This is a genomic window from Mesorhizobium sp. M7A.F.Ca.ET.027.02.1.1, assembly GCF_004022985.1.
In the GTDB taxonomy this organism is placed as follows: Bacteria; Pseudomonadota; Alphaproteobacteria; order Rhizobiales; family Rhizobiaceae; genus Mesorhizobium.
On the sequence record NZ_RZOL01000146.1, the window covers coordinates 1 to 13,968 of the forward strand.

The following is a 13,968-nucleotide window of genomic DNA, read 5'->3' on the forward strand; positions in this document are numbered from 1 at the left end:
TGCCGGCTGCTCGACGGTGAGCGCAGTGCAGGCGTGAGCCTGACCGAAAGCTATGCAATGTGGCCGGGTTCCTCGGTATCAGGCATCTATCTGGCGCATCCAGAAAGCTATTATTTCGGCGTCGCCAAGGTCGAACGCGACCAGGTCGAGGACTATGCACGCCGCAAGGCGATGCCGCTGGCCGAGGTAGAGCGCTGGCTTGGCCCCATCCTCAACTACGTGCCGGCACACTATGCCGAGGCGGCTGAATAGCGACGCGAACGCTATCATCATTTCGCTCTGACGGTCGTCGTTGATCTCTTGACTCTATCCTCCCAGGGGGGATAGTCGGGCGGTATGTCCGAAGGTATTCACACATCCCACCCTGCCATTTTAAAGCGGCTGAAACGCGCGCAAGGGCACCTAGCTTCCGTCATTGCCATGTTCGAAGCGGAACGCCCCTGCGTTGATCTTGCGCAGCAACTATACGCGGTCGAAAGCGCCATCAGCAGCGCGAAACGCGAGCTGATCCACGATCACATCGAGCATTGCCTGACCGACAGCGCTGAACCGAGCGGCAGCTCTCTGGCGGAACTCAAGCAGTTGGCGAAATATCTATGAACCATACGGGCGCACGCATCCTTGACTGGTTTGGGTTCGGACCAAGCGGCCATGCCACGCACGCTGATCACGGTCATGGCACAGGGCCGCATGGTCATTCCCACGGCGTCATCGATGCGACCATCGCCACAACTGACCGTGGCATCTGGGCCATCAAATGGTCATTCGTCATACTGGCGGTTACAGCGGCGCTGCAGGTTGTTGTTGTGATGCTGTCTGGCAGCGTGGCGCTGCTGGCCGACACGATCCACAACATCGGAGACGCCACGACCGCCATTCCACTGTGGATCGCATTCATGCTGGCGCGCCGCAAGCCGTCGCAGACCTTTACCTATGGTTTGGGCCGCGTCGAAGATCTGGCAGGGATCATCATTGTCCTGATCATTTTGTTTAGCGCCATCGTCGCTGGCTATCAGGCCATCGACCGTCTGATAAACCCCCAGTTGGTTACCCATCTGGGTTGGCTGACGGCGGCCGGCATTGTCGGGTTTCTTGGCAATGAAGTGGTTGCCGTGTTCCGGATCCGGGTCGGTCGGGAGATCAACAGCGCGGCGCTCGTCGCAGACGGCTACCACGCCCGCACCGACGGTCTCACCAGCCTTGCCGTTGTCATCGGTGCGCTGGGCGTTTGGCTCGGCTTTCCCTTGGCCGACCCGATTATTGGCCTGCTCATCACCGCTGCGATCTTCGGCATCGTTTGGCAATCGGCACGCTCGGTGCTTACTCGCATGCTTGACGGTGTCGAACCCGGCGTCATGGGCGAAATCCGGCATGCCGCCGAGCATGTGCCAGGCGCGCAGATTGTCGAGGCGAAAGCTCGTTGGATTGGCCACAAGCTGCACGCAGACATTGCCATCTCGGTCGACGAAGCTTTGCCTGTTTCCGAGGCCAGGAAGATAACGGCCGCTTTGGAAGATGAACTGTTCGAGCACATGCCGGCTCTTGCAGCTGCCAACATTCGGTTGGCCACCGCAAATGAACAACACGACGATCCGCATCCTCACGGGCATGATCACGGTGAACACCACGGCCACCACCATTGAGGGTCGCGAAAAAACCACCGGCGTCGGCTAACCTCGACTGATGTTCCAGACGCTTGTTGAGTTTCAACGCACCATATATCTGGCGTTCGCCGACCAGATAAAACTGCTCTCGGCTGGAGGCGATTGGCTGGCGTTCCTGGCCTTCCTGCCAATGGGGGTCTTGTTTGGAGCCGCACATGCTTTGACGCCCGGTCACAGCAAAGCTATTTTGGCGACCTACCTTGCCGGCTCCGATGCGAAGGTTTCGCGCGGCCTCTTGGTGTCGGTTACTCTGTCCTTCACTCACGTGGCAATCGCGGTTCTGATCGCCGTGCTTTCGCTGCCGCTTGTCTCGATCGCGTTGAGTAGTGTTGGGCGCGCGCCACTCCTCGAGAACATCAGTCGCGGCCTGCTCGGGCTGATCGGCGTCTGGATGATATGGCGCGCATTGAACCATGGCCGGCATCACAAGCATGAGGGCGAGGCTGTTGGTGTCATGGCCGGTTTGATACCCTGCCCGCTGACCCTCTTTGTCATGACGTTCGCGATTTCCAGAGGCGTACCGGGCGCCGGTATTCTGTTCGCGATCACCATGATGCTGGGTGTGGCACTGACCTTGTCTTGTGTGGCGATCGCTTCAATCCTGTTCAAAGAGCGACTGGTGCACTTTTTCGACAGCCGTCCGCGCCTGTTCGATGTCATCTCACGTACGATTGAAGGGGTGGCTGGCTTTGCGCTCGCTTGCATAGCCGTCTGGCAAATCTCATCTTCGGCTGTCTGATCTCGATGAGTTCTCACCAGCCTGTCGAAAACAGCGCAAGCGAACGTCATCTTGTCGCCATGACATCGTCGGGACACGATGTGCCAATACCGGCATCTGCGCTGGTGGCTGGCCGATAATCCAACACATCGATAAATCCAGGGCAGCCGTCTTTACAGTTGGAGCGCCGAATGACCTTACTCACACGCCGCAGGCTTTTGAAGACGGCTGCGGTTGCCGGCGCGGGCGGGATCGGGCTTTCGGCGATGGGCCGGCTTGGTGGCTGGGCCGCCGCGACGCCTGAGCCGGTGGTTTTGCAGACGGCAAAGATCCGGGCGAAGCTGATGGATGTCAGCCAGACCAGGGATGTGCTGACCTATGGCAACGCCGGGATGCCGCCCGTGCTCAGAATAAAAAAGGGCGAGCCCTTCGCTGCACGCCTTGTCAACGCGATCGACGATCCGACGACGATCCACTGGCACGGTATTCGCGTTCCCAACAAGATGGACGGCGTGCCGTTTCTGGTCCAGCCCTACGTCTACACCGGCGATCATTTCGACTACGCCTTCACGCCGCCCGACGCCGGCACCTTCTGGTACCACCCGCATTGCAACACGCTGGAGCAGATGGGCCATGGCCTGACCGGCGTGATCGTGGTCGAGAATCCCAACGATCCGAAATTCGATGCCGAAATCGTCCTCAATTTGCGCGACTGGCGCCTCGGTGACGACGGCCAGTTCATCGACCAATTCCGGCCGCGCGATGCCGCGAGAACCGGCACTTACGGCACGGTGCGCACCGCCAATTGGCTCGACCAGCCGCAATATGATGCGCCGGCCGGCGGACTGGCGCGGCTGCGCGTCGCCATCACCGACGTGACGCGTATCTACGCTTTTCGCGTCGACGGTGCGCAGGCGAGTGTCATGGCGCTCGACGGCAATCCGGTGCCTGAGCGTTTTTCGCCCGATGCCTTGCTGCTTGGACCCGGCCAGCGCATGGAGCTGGCGATACGCATGCCCGACGAGGAAGGCGCGATCGTCAGCTTGAGGGACGTCAGGGGCACCAAGCCAAAAATCCTGGCAACCCTGCGCGCGACAGGAAAATCCCTCAAACGGGACATTCGCGATGTTGCTCCGCTGGAGCTCAATCCGGTGGCGGAAGTGGATCTCGCCAGTGCCAGGCATATTTCCCTGGCACTGAGCGCCACGGCGGAAAACGTCCCGAGCGATGGCATCTGCGGTTCGCTTGGCTATAGTTTCTGGGCTCTCAACAAAGTGCCGTGGCCTGGTGACACCAAGGATCCGACCGCGCCGCTGGCCGAATTGAAGCTTGGCCAAAGCTACGTCATCGACATGGAGAACCTGACGCCGCAATCCCATCCGATGCATCTGCACGGTATGAGCTTCAAAGTGCTGTCATCCTCGACGCGCCAGGTTCAGCCTGTGATTTCCGACACCTATCTCATTCAGCCCAACGAGAAGGTTCAGCTCGGCTTCGTCGCCGACAATCCCGGCGATTGGCTGCTGCACTGCCACATCATCGAGCACCAGAAATCGGGAATGACGAGCTACGTCAGGGTGGTGTGAAGCCGCGTCAGCCTGCGCGTAGCGTCTGTGCCGTCATTTGCGCAACTGCGCCTCGATCTCGTCGAGCACCTTGTCCTTGCCGATGCCGGTGAGGAAGGCGAGGCCCTTGATCACCGGCTTGGTGACCGAAGCGGAGATCGGGGTGGTTGCGACGATGAAGTCGACATTGTCGGCCAGTCCGGCCACTTCGGTGGCCTTTGCCTGCTGGGCATTGAAGGTGAGGCCGCGTTTCTTCATTTCCTCGGTGACGGCGACATTGACCGCGGTCGAGGTGGCGATGCCCGTGCCGCAGGCAAAGAGAATGGTTTTCTGTCTGGACATCTCTGCTTCTCCTTGTTTCAGCCGAGTACGGCTCGCACGTCTTCGAGGGTTCTGGCCGACCTCAAATCATCCAAGGCTTGCGGGTTCTGGATGGTGGCCATGACGGCCTGCAGCGCCTCAATCTGCTTGTCCTTGTCGTTGATGGCAAGCAGGAAGACGAAGCCGACCGGCAGCATCTCGTCGGGATCCTCCATGTTGGCGAAGGTCACTGGTTGCTTCAATGTGCCCATCGCGATGCCAGGCTTCAGCACATGCTCCGGATCGGTGTGCGGCACCGCGACATTATCGGAGCGTTCCAGCGGCAGTCCGGTCGGGATGGCCAATTCGCGGCGCACGACCGCGTCGGCATAGCTGTTTTTGACATAGCCAAGTCTCTCCAGCCGGCCCGCCAGAATGCGGATGATCTCCTCATTGGTCGAGGCATCGGATCCGAGCACGATCGCGTCAGGGTCCAGAAGCTGCATGAGTCCGTCGGACATTCTTTGCTCCGTCTATGAAATCGTGCGCCCCGGGAAGGGCGCACGATCGGTTTAAAGGGTGGACGCTATCAGGTTCAGGCCGTCTCTTCGGCCGGCTCGTCCTCGGCGCCCGCGGCCCGCTCCCAGCCGAGCGGATTGCGGCGGTAGAGGACAAACAATGCCGCGATGACCACCGCGATCACGATGATGCCGACAAGCCCCATCCCCTGGATAGCCTCGATGACCACGTAAGGCACCCACAGGAAGCCGTCGACCACCGAGGTGATCTGTAGTGCGTCCGCCGGCAGCTTGAAGCCCGACGAGACTGCTGCGCTGGTGAACAGCGGCGCCAGCGCGTTGGCGACGTAGAAGCCGATGGCCAGCGTCACCGTGCCGATCACCACCATGCGGAACACGTTGCCTTTGACCAGCGGCGCGGTCATGGCGACGATGAAGGGGATGACCGCGAGGTCGGCGAACAGGATGACGCGGTTGCCCGGCAGGATGATGGACAGAATGATCGCGATCGGCACCAGGATCAGCGACGACGAGATCGCGGCCGGATGGCCGATCAGGATCGCCGAATCGAGACCAACGAGAAGCTCTCGGTCACCGGTGCGCTTGCGCACGAACGCCTGTGCCGCGTCGGAGACGGGGATCAGCCCCTCCATCAGGATCTTGACCATGCGCGGCAGCAGCAGCATCACCGCGGCCAGCGTCATGCCGGTGCCCAGGACCTTTGCCAGCACCACGCTGAGATCACCCGCATTGTAGAAGGCGATCGCACCAAGCACGAGGCCGATGATGAGGCCCATCACGACAGGTTCGCCGAACACGCCGAACCTGCGCTCGATGGTGTCGGTGTTGATGTTGATGCGGTTGATCCCGGGAATGCGGTCCATGATCCAGTTGAGCACAATGGCGATCGGCAGGATCTGCGCCGAGGCGAGATGCGGCACGGAAATGCCGGGCACGCCGTAGAACTGCTGCACCGCGCGCGCCGACCAGTCGGCGAACAGCAGCGAGAGTGCTGCGACAAGTGCTGCGACCGCGATGCCATAGGCCAGATTGTCGGTTGCGGCGACCACCAGCGAGCCGACAAAGGCGAAGTGCCAGAAATTCCAGACGTCGACATTGAGCGTGCGCGTCATGCGTGTCAGCAACAGCAGGATGTTGACGAGGATGCCGACCGGAATGACCCAAAGGCCGACCGACGAGCCGAAGGCGATCGCGGCCGCGGAGGGCCAGCCGACATCGATGATGTCGCGATGAATGCCGGTGTTGGTGACGATGGCCTTGGCAACGTCGCCAATCGACGTGAACATGAGGCCAAGCACCAGATTGATGCCGATGAAGGCGACGCCGATGGTGACGGCGGCGCGAAAAGCCTTGCTGACCTTGGCTCCCAGAACCACGGCGATGATGAAAATGACAATTGGCAGCAGGATCGTCGGGCCAAGCGTATCGATGGCCCCTTTTAGGCCCGCGAGAACAGTATCCATTTTTCCTCCCCTGGAGCCGCGAGCCTTCGCTCGACGCCTCGCAATGATGCTCCATCGAGCCTTTGACGCTCTGGCGCAAAGACACTCCCCAATTTGCCCAGAGGCGAATGCTTTCCGACTGTCGCGTCGGTGAACATTTGCCTTTGTTGACAAACGAATGTTTTATTGGGGTTGTCCGCTGCATTGTCAATTGGTTGCGCTTCGGCCAATCGAGCCCCGAAGGACGTCCCTTCCGAGACGATTTCGTGGGAAATTGCCGGTCGCGACCGGGTTTCGTTGGCAAATAGAACCCGTTCCCTGCTATCCGGTCCCAAATCACGAAGCTGTGGACATTCTTGCATGACCAACGTCGCCCTGACCGGCCTTGCCCGCGATCTCGCCAGGCGTGCCGCCGAAGGCCGCCAGGTGCGCATCGGTGTCATCGGCTCGGGCGAAATGGGCACCGATCTGGTCACCCAAGGCATGCTGATGCCAGGCATTTCGATCTGCGCCGTCTCGACGCGCCGCCCGCACACCGCGCGCGATGCCATCCGTATCGCCTATGGCGACGAAGCCATGGCCGTCGAAGCCGACACCGCGTCGAAAGTCACCGGAGCCATCGAGAGCGGCAAGATCGCCATCACTTCGAACGAGATGCTGGTCACCAATCCGTTGATCGACGTCGTCATCGACGCCACTGGCAAGCCGGGTGTCGCCGCCGATTTCGACCTCATGGCGATGGAGCACGGCAAGCATCTGGTGATGATGAACGTCGAGGCCGACGTCACCATCGGCTGCTATCTGAAACAGCAGGCCGACCGGCTTGGCGTCGTCTATTCGGTCGGTGCGGGCGACGAACCGTCGAGCTGCATGGAACTGATCGAATTCGCGTCGGCGCTCGGGCTGACCATCGTCTCGGCCGGTAAGGGCAAGAACAACCCGCTCAACCACAATGCCGTCCCGGACGATTATCGCGCCGAAGCCATCCGCCGCAACATGAACCCGCGCATGCTCGTCGAGTTCGTCGACGGTTCCAAGACCATGGTCGAGATGTGCGCCATCGCCAACGCCACCGGGCTGGTGCCCGATGTGCCCGGCATGCACGGCCCCAAGGCCGATCGCGACGACCTCGCCAAGGTGCTGATCCCGCGCGAGGACGGCGGTCTGCTGTTGAAGAAAGGCGTCGTCGACTACACGATTGGCAAAGGCGTCGCGCCCGGCGTCTTCGTCATCGTCGAGGCGACGCATCCGCGCATCATCGAGCGCATGGACGATCTGCATATCGGCCACGGCCCTTACTACAGCCTGTTCCGACCCTACCATCTGACCTCGCTGGAAGTGCCGCTGACCGCCGCCCGCATCATGCTTTTCGGCAAGCCCGACATGGTGCCGCTGCCGCGACCTGTTGCCGAAGTCTGTGCGGTCGCCAAGCGGGATCTCGCCGCCGGCGAGACCTTCGATGCGATCGGCGAGACCTGTTACCGCTCCTGGACGATGACCGTCGGCGAAGCCCGCGCCCAGCGCGCCGTGCCGGTCGGCCTGCTCGAGGGCGGCAAGGTGCTGAAGCCGGTCAGGAAAGGCGAGTTGCTGACGTCAGACAATGCGGCACCCGACCAGACGACAAGGCTGTTCGCCTTGCGCCGGCTGCAGGATGAGATGCTGTACGGGGCCTGAAAGGACCACGCTGGCGCTGCTACGACAAATGATAGATTGTGGGGCACATGTCGCCAAGGTCGGTCCACATGAACCTTCGAATCAGGAATCCGCTTGCCCGCGAACTGGCTCGCCAGCTTGCCGCCAAGCGCAAGGTTTCCATGACCAGAGCGGTTATCGAAGCGCTTGAAAGTGAACTGAAGCGGGAAAACGCCCGTATGCCTCTGGCGGAACGGCTGGCTGCAATCGCCGATGATTTGAGGTCCAAAGCGGGCAAGGCTGGCCGGGTCGTGAGCAAGAATGAGATCGATGCCATGTGGGGTGGCGGCCAGAATGACGCCTGACAGGTGCACAGGGGTTGTCACGTTGGAAGGCCTGCTGGCAGCTCGGATTTCGTCGTTCGTTTCGATGGATGATCGTAGACATTCGGGATTGACCGGAGCCTTTCCAACTTCGTCATCCACGGGCGGAGCAGGAGCGAAGCGACGTCGGGGAGACCCGAGGATCCATGCCGTGATCTTGGTCGAGGAATGCAGCGGAGCAGAATTCTGCACCGCAGCAGCGCTTTGAAGTCGCGGCATGGATCCTGGGGTCTGCGCCGCGTCGCTGCGCTCCTTGCTTCGCCCCAGGATGACGAAGCGATGTGCATTTCCGCCAAGCCATCAACGCAAGCACGTCCGACCCATCAAAACTTCGGCAGCGGAGGAGTTGACGATTACTTCCCCAGTTCGACAGACCTGAGCCGCGCTGCCTCCACCGCCTGCGTCAGCAGATTGGTCAGCCGGTGCTCGCCCATCAGCACGGCCAGCGCCGCGGCCGTCGTGCCGTTGGGGCTGGTGACCTGCTGGCGCAGCACGCCCGGTTCCTCGCCGCTTTCGGCCGCGAGCGAGGCGGCGCCATAGACGGTCTGCATGGCGAGCAGCTTGGCGGTCGCCGTTGGCAGCCCGGCCTTCTCGGCGGCCACGGTCAGCGCTTCGATGAAATGGAAGATGTAGGCCGGCCCAGATCCGGAGACGGCGGTCACCGCATCCATCAGGCCCTCATCGTCGATGGTGGCCACTTCGCCGCTCGCCGACAAAAGATCGGCGACGAAACGCTTGGTGTCATCCGACACGAGCTTGTTGGAGAACACCACCATCATGCCCTTGCCGATTGCCGCGGGTGTGTTGGGCATGCAGCGCACGATCGGCGCGCGGTTGCCGAGGATTTCCTCGAAGGTGCTGGCCGGCGTGCCGGCGGCGATGCTGACGAAGGTGGTGCGGCCATCGCCGAAACGCTTGTAGGCGGAGGTGACATCGCGGATCACCTGCGGCTTCACCGCGATGACGACGAGATCGGGCACGGCATCGGCCGGGATGCTGCCGGCATCGGCTGATGTCGCGCAGCCCAGCGTGGTCGCGCGATTGCGCAGATCGGCATTGGGCTCGACCACGAAAACCGCCGATGGCGCAAGCTTACCGGATTTCAGCCAGCCTGAGAGCATGGCGTAACCCATATTGCCGCAGCCGGCGAGAACAAGCCTGATCGTCATCAAAAGCCCTCCGAAGGAAGGCCTTCACATAGACGCTGGCGCTTCCCTGGGGAAGCCCTGTCAGGATCGCGAGCCGCGATCGGGATCGCGCACTGCCATCGGCCGCAGCGAGACTTGCCGGAGGCCAAGCACGCCGAGCACGAAGAACAGCCAGACCGGGTCGCCGCGATGGAAGAAGAAGCTTTCGAGAAAAGCGTTCAGCGCCGTGAACAGCACCACCATCATGAAGAAGTCACCGAGAAAAATGTTTTCCCTGCGCAACGGAATGCGCATGTAGTCGCGCAGCGGCGCGATGAGGAAAGTGTAGACCGCCACGCAGAGTGCCGGAATGCCCATCAGCACGGCGATGTCGAGGTAGCCGTCATGGCCGTGCACGATGGTCCGGATGTCCCACGGCCGGTCGAAGGGCTGGTCCTGGTTGAGCAGCAAGGGCGTGCCCCAGAAGCTCTCATAGCCGTAACCGGTCCATGGCTTCTTCGCGAGCATGCTGCCGGCGAACTCCCACAGCGTCGTGCGGCCCGTATAGGTCATGTCCGGGAAATAGATCGCCGCGAGATGTTTTATCGGCGGCAGGAATACGATGCCCAGCGTGCCGACCGCTGTCGCGACGATCGCCAGCGCAAACAGGATCGGCGTGCCGAGCCGCATGCCGATCAGGCTCGGGAACATGACGATCAGGATCGAGAACGGCACCAGGCCGGCTGTCGTCTTGGAGCCGGTGTGCAGCATGAAGATCATCGCTGCCAAGAAGATCCCGGCGCCCCAATAGCGCTGTCCGCGCCGGTAGAGATAGAGGCCTGCGAAGCTGAGGCAGGCCATGATCGGCCCGGCGATGTTCTTGTGGGTGAACACGCCGCGCCACAGGCCGGCATGCTCAGGCTCCTGCGAGTCGGCGGTGTGCATCGCCTCGTGCGGAAAAACGATGAGGCCGAGATAGGAAAGGCCCATGACCACGACGGCGGTGAAGATGATCACCTTCGAGAAGGCTTCGGCGTCGCGCGGCAGAACCAGGATCGTCGCCATTGTCAGGATGCCGATCAGGGTGAAGGAGGCGGCGCGCATGGCCGAAGGCGGATCGGTCGACAGGATCACCGAGAGGAAAAAGAAGCCCAGCATCAGCATCCAGGACGGGCTGAGCAGCGAGCGCACCACACGCGGATCGGCAAAGGCCATCAGCGAGAAGATCGACATGGCGCCGAGCGAACCGAAGCCAAGCTGGTTGACGATGTCGCCGCCTTGACCGGTGAGTTCTGCGCCGCCCGGCTGGAACGGCCGGAAGGACACCATGATGACGGTGAACAGCAGCGCGGCAATGGCGGTCGCCACGCCTTCGCGCGTGAACGCGGCGCTGAGCGGCGCGCGCTCAGTTTTTCTCAGGCTGGCGGTATTGCTCATTGGCATATCCGAATTCGGCCAGCACGCGGCCCAGCGCCACATGGACAGGGTAGATGGCGATATCAGGCGATCCGGTCCGCGCCAGCCGGATCAGGCCGCGAAACGGCGAGGCGGCAAGCAGTGCCAGGCTCTTCAGCAACACTTTGGCGCCGGCCATTGGCGTGCCGGCGCGCTTCTTCTTTTCGACCAGTGTCGAGATCACGCCGTTGCGCAGGCTGCGGGCACGGATCCAGTCGGCTTCGATACGCCGCGCCGGAACGGTTTCCAGCACCTTGGCCTCGGCGCACCAGCCCAGAACAAAGCCCTTTTGGGCCGACCGGCTGAGAAAGTCGGAATCGCCGCCGCCCATGAAGTTGAATCTGAGATCGAGAAAGGGTGGACCCATGGCGATCAGCACGTTGCGCCCGACCAGAAGATTGCCGGACGAATAGAGCGCCGGCACCCGCTTTGTCTCCCGGTAGGGCGGCGCGAACACCGGATGCTCGGCCCATCGCGCATGGGCGGGGTCGGCAAACACGGGCACCTGCGGGCCGCCGACAATATCGGCGCCCAGCGTTTCGGCAGCCCGGCACATCCGTTCCAGCCACTGCGGATCGGCGATCTCGTCATCGTCGATGACCAGCAGATGCCTGAAGTTCGGGAATTGCAGGATGGCCGTCTGCCAGCCGGCATTGTAGGCGCTGCAATTGCCGCGCTCATGCGCGATGATCACCAGGCCCGACATCTCGCCGCGCTCGAACAGCGGCAGCGCTGCCTTGGCGCCGGCCCGCGCCTCGGCTTCGTTCTCCATGATGATCACGGCAAAGCGCCTGCCGGTTTGCTGCGCGCGCAGCGACGCCAGCGTTTCCAGCACCTGCTCGGGACGCTTGAAGGTCGGCAAGGTGACGACGGCTTCGACGGCCTCGACATCAAGCCGCGGCGTGCGTCCCGCGACCGATACCGAACCGTCCGATGGCAAAGGGATCATCCGTGTCCAGCCACATGGTGAGTTGGGCTCTGGTAGCACCACGGTTGATAAGGTTTCGTTAATCACCTTGCACGGAGAACGCCTGCAAGCAGAGGCTTTCGGCCGTCGAATGTGCTGGCTTAATCAAGGGTTCACCGCGCCTTGCTACCGGCTACACCACTGGATATGTAAGATGCATCTGCTGTTCGCCACATCGATCGTGCCCGACGGCGCTCTCGCCTCTGGCTACGAGATCGCCAACGCTGCGATCATCGCCGCCTTGCGGCGCGCTGGCGCGCGCGTAACCGTCATCGGCTTCACCTGGCCGGGGAAACCCGCGGCCGACCCCGAAAACACCGTGGTGCTGGGTGCCATCGACGTGCGCACGGACAATGCCTCCGCGCGGCAGAAGCTGGCCTGGGTCGGCAAGGCGCTGCTTTCGGGCCTCACCTTCGCCTCGGTCAAGCTGCGCGCCGTGTCCGACAGCGATGTTCTCGCTGCCATCGAGCAAGCTGGACCGGTTGACGGCTACGTGCTGAATTCCGTGCAGTTCGCCGGCGCCTTCGAAAAGCTGTTCACCGAGCGGCCTTCGATCTTCGTTGCCCACAATGTCGAGCATCTTTCGGCGCGGGAGAACGCCGCTGCCGCCGGCAGCCTCTTCCAGCGCCTGCTGTTTCGCCGCGAGGCAAGGCTGCTCAAGGCCGTCGAAGAGCGTCTCTGCCGCCGGGCGCGCTTCGTCTTCACCCTGGCCGAGGAAGACCGCGCCGCACTAGGTGTCGCCTCCGACAACCGCTCGGCGGTGCTGCCGCTGGTGACCGGTGCCCTGGCGCCAACCCTGAAAGGCCCGCGCCGCATCGACTGCGACGCCGCCCTGATCGGCACCTGGACCTGGCAGCCGAACCGCATCGGCCTCGACTGGTTCCTGGGCAAGGTCGTGCCGCATCTGCGGCCCGATTTCCGCATCCGCATCGCCGGCCACATGCCTTCGGGCGTCGCGTCCAAGCATCCCGGTGTTGAATTTGTCGGCCGCGTGCCCGACGCGCAGGCTTTCGTGCGCAGTGCAGCCGTCATCCCGTTGATCAGCACCGCGGGCAGCGGCGTCCAGTTGAAGACCATCGAAACCTTCGAACTCGGCCTGCCTTCGGTCGCCACCAGCCGTTCGCTGCGCGGCATCGACCACCGTCCGGCCAACTGCGTCGTCACCGACGATCCCGTCGTCTTCGCCAAGGCTCTCGAGGCTGCGGCCGCCGACATCCGCGACGTCGACGGCAGCGCGTTCCGGGGCTCGCAGGTCAAGGCGCTTGACGCTGCCATCCGGCTCGGCCTCGAAAAGCTTGAGCCTGCCAGGCAGGAGGCGTTTGCATGAACATGCATTCCGCCCGCGCCGCGTTCGGGCTCGACAAGCTGAAGACGATCCTTGGCATCCCGGTGGTTGCGGTCCGCTGGAACGATGCCATCGCCCTGCTGAACCGGTTGATTGCCGAGCGGCGCTTCACCAAGGTCAGTTTCCTCAACGCCCACAACGCCAACATCGCCTATACCGACCCGGTGTTCGCCGGGGCACTCGATGATTTCCTCATCCTGCCCGACGGCATCGGTATCGATCTGGCGGCGAGGCTCCTCTACGGGGCGCCGTTTCCCGACAATCTCAACGGCACCGATTTCGTCCCGGCCTTCCTGCAGGCCTCGACGACGCCGCTGACCGTTGGGCTGCTCGGCGCGACGCGTGTCAATGCCGAAGCGGCTTCGGTCAAGCTGGCCGCCTTGGCGGTGCAGCACAAATTCGTGGTGATCCATGACGGCTATTTCCCTGCTTCGCAGGAGCAGGAAATCGTCGACCGGATCGCCGCGCTTCGGCCCGACGTGCTGCTCGTCGCCATGGGCGTGCCGCGCCAGGAATTGTGGATCGAACGCCACATCGATGCGCGCCACTGCACGCTGCCGATCGCCGTCGGCGCGTTGCTTGATTTCCTGAGCGGCGCGGTGCCCCGCGCGCCCTTGTGGATGCGCCGGCTGCGGCTCGAATGGCTGTTCCGGTTGGCTGTCGAACCGAGCCGCCTGTGGCGCCGTTATGTGGTCGGCAACCCACTGTTCCTGCTGCGCGTCGTCAGGCAGAAATTCTCGCTTGCGCCCGAAGCCGCGGAGGATGTCAAGTGAACAGCAGGTTCGTGCCAGGCACCGCCGTCGGTGTCTGCCGCAGCGGGCCTGGCTCGAC

Annotated in this window: 14 protein-coding genes and 1 pseudogene; 9 read left to right on the top strand and 6 right to left on the bottom strand. The window is 62.6% G+C overall.

Translation table 11 applies throughout. The annotated features are described in order from the left end of the window. The 5 genes and pseudogenes from EN749_RS17355 to EN749_RS17375 form a co-directional block, all read left to right on the top strand. Window positions 1-252, top strand: a 252-nt coding sequence (locus EN749_RS17355) for a vitamin B12 dependent-methionine synthase activation domain-containing protein (protein ID WP_145990933.1), incomplete at its 5' end; no start/stop codon positions are given. An 84-nt stretch (window positions 253-336) separates the two neighbouring features. Continuing rightward, window positions 337-600, top strand: coding sequence for a metal-sensing transcriptional repressor (locus EN749_RS17360; RefSeq protein ID WP_127397356.1), 264 nt, complete (start codon window positions 337-339; stop codon window positions 598-600). After that, window positions 597-1,574, top strand: a pseudogene (locus tag EN749_RS17365) (cation diffusion facilitator family transporter); the annotation flags it as partial. The gene EN749_RS17360 and the pseudogene EN749_RS17365, both read left to right, overlap by 4 nt. 109 nt (window positions 1,575-1,683) lie before the next feature. Continuing rightward, entirely contained in the window at window positions 1,684-2,403 is a 720-nt protein-coding gene (locus EN749_RS17370; RefSeq protein ID WP_128363596.1) for a sulfite exporter TauE/SafE family protein, read from the top strand. A 170-nt stretch (window positions 2,404-2,573) separates the two neighbouring features. Next, window positions 2,574-3,968 (top strand): multicopper oxidase family protein, encoded by a 1,395-nt coding sequence (locus tag EN749_RS17375; protein ID WP_128363597.1) that lies wholly within the window; start codon window positions 2,574-2,576, stop codon window positions 3,966-3,968. 33 nt (window positions 3,969-4,001) lie between these two features. Here EN749_RS17375 and EN749_RS17380 read toward each other — a convergent pair whose 3' ends face one another. From EN749_RS17380 to EN749_RS17390, 3 genes are all read right to left on the bottom strand, one after another. Further along, window positions 4,002-4,289: a PTS sugar transporter subunit IIB gene (locus EN749_RS17380; RefSeq protein ID WP_127397775.1), complete on the bottom strand. Its 288-nt coding sequence runs from the start codon at window positions 4,287-4,289 to the stop codon at window positions 4,002-4,004. Between the two features lie 17 nt (window positions 4,290-4,306). Continuing rightward, a complete protein-coding gene (locus EN749_RS17385; protein WP_127397776.1) occupies window positions 4,307-4,768 on the bottom strand; it encodes a PTS sugar transporter subunit IIA in 462 nt (153 codons plus the stop codon). 74 nt (window positions 4,769-4,842) lie between these two features. Beyond that, entirely contained in the window at window positions 4,843-6,249 is a 1,407-nt protein-coding gene (locus tag EN749_RS17390; RefSeq protein WP_128363598.1) for a PTS transporter subunit IIC, read from the bottom strand. Between the two features lie 339 nt (window positions 6,250-6,588). On the opposite strand from EN749_RS17390, the gene EN749_RS17395 reads away from it, so the two are divergent. Both EN749_RS17395 and EN749_RS17400 read left to right on the top strand, forming a co-directional pair. Beyond that, the gene (locus tag EN749_RS17395; protein WP_128363599.1) at window positions 6,589-7,902 is read left to right on the top strand and encodes an NAD(P)H-dependent oxidoreductase; all 1,314 of its coding nucleotides are present in this window, start codon (window positions 6,589-6,591) and stop codon (window positions 7,900-7,902) included. Between the two features lie 68 nt (window positions 7,903-7,970). Next, complete coding sequence (locus tag EN749_RS17400) at window positions 7,971-8,225, top strand: type II toxin-antitoxin system VapB family antitoxin (protein ID WP_127321718.1); 255 nt, start codon at window positions 7,971-7,973, stop codon at window positions 8,223-8,225. Window positions 8,226-8,596: 371 nt separating this feature from the next. Here EN749_RS17400 and proC read toward each other — a convergent pair whose 3' ends face one another. Genes proC through EN749_RS17415 form a run of 3 tightly spaced genes read right to left on the bottom strand, consistent with a single transcriptional unit; the run spans window position 8,597 to window position 11,774 of the window. Further along, window positions 8,597-9,412 carry a pyrroline-5-carboxylate reductase gene (proC, locus tag EN749_RS17405; RefSeq protein WP_127396179.1) on the bottom strand — a complete coding sequence of 272 codons (816 nt, stop codon included), beginning with the start codon at window positions 9,410-9,412 and terminating at the stop codon, window positions 8,597-8,599. Between the two features lie 60 nt (window positions 9,413-9,472). Next, window positions 9,473-10,807, bottom strand: coding sequence for an O-antigen ligase (locus EN749_RS17410; RefSeq protein WP_127396180.1), 1,335 nt, complete (start codon window positions 10,805-10,807; stop codon window positions 9,473-9,475). Further along, the gene (locus tag EN749_RS17415; protein ID WP_128363600.1) at window positions 10,776-11,774 is read right to left on the bottom strand and encodes a glycosyltransferase; all 999 of its coding nucleotides are present in this window, start codon (window positions 11,772-11,774) and stop codon (window positions 10,776-10,778) included. Before EN749_RS17415 ends, EN749_RS17410 begins: the two co-directional genes overlap by 32 nt. Before the next feature lie 172 nt (window positions 11,775-11,946). Here EN749_RS17415 and EN749_RS17420 point away from each other — a divergent pair, with 172 nt between their 5' ends. Next, window positions 11,947-13,119 carry a glycosyltransferase family 4 protein gene (locus tag EN749_RS17420; RefSeq protein WP_128288363.1) on the top strand — a complete coding sequence of 391 codons (1,173 nt, stop codon included), beginning with the start codon at window positions 11,947-11,949 and terminating at the stop codon, window positions 13,117-13,119. Continuing rightward, complete coding sequence (locus EN749_RS17425) at window positions 13,116-13,910, top strand: WecB/TagA/CpsF family glycosyltransferase (protein ID WP_127328764.1); 795 nt, start codon at window positions 13,116-13,118, stop codon at window positions 13,908-13,910. Before EN749_RS17420 ends, EN749_RS17425 begins: the two co-directional genes overlap by 4 nt. Window positions 13,911-13,968 lie beyond the last annotated feature (58 nt).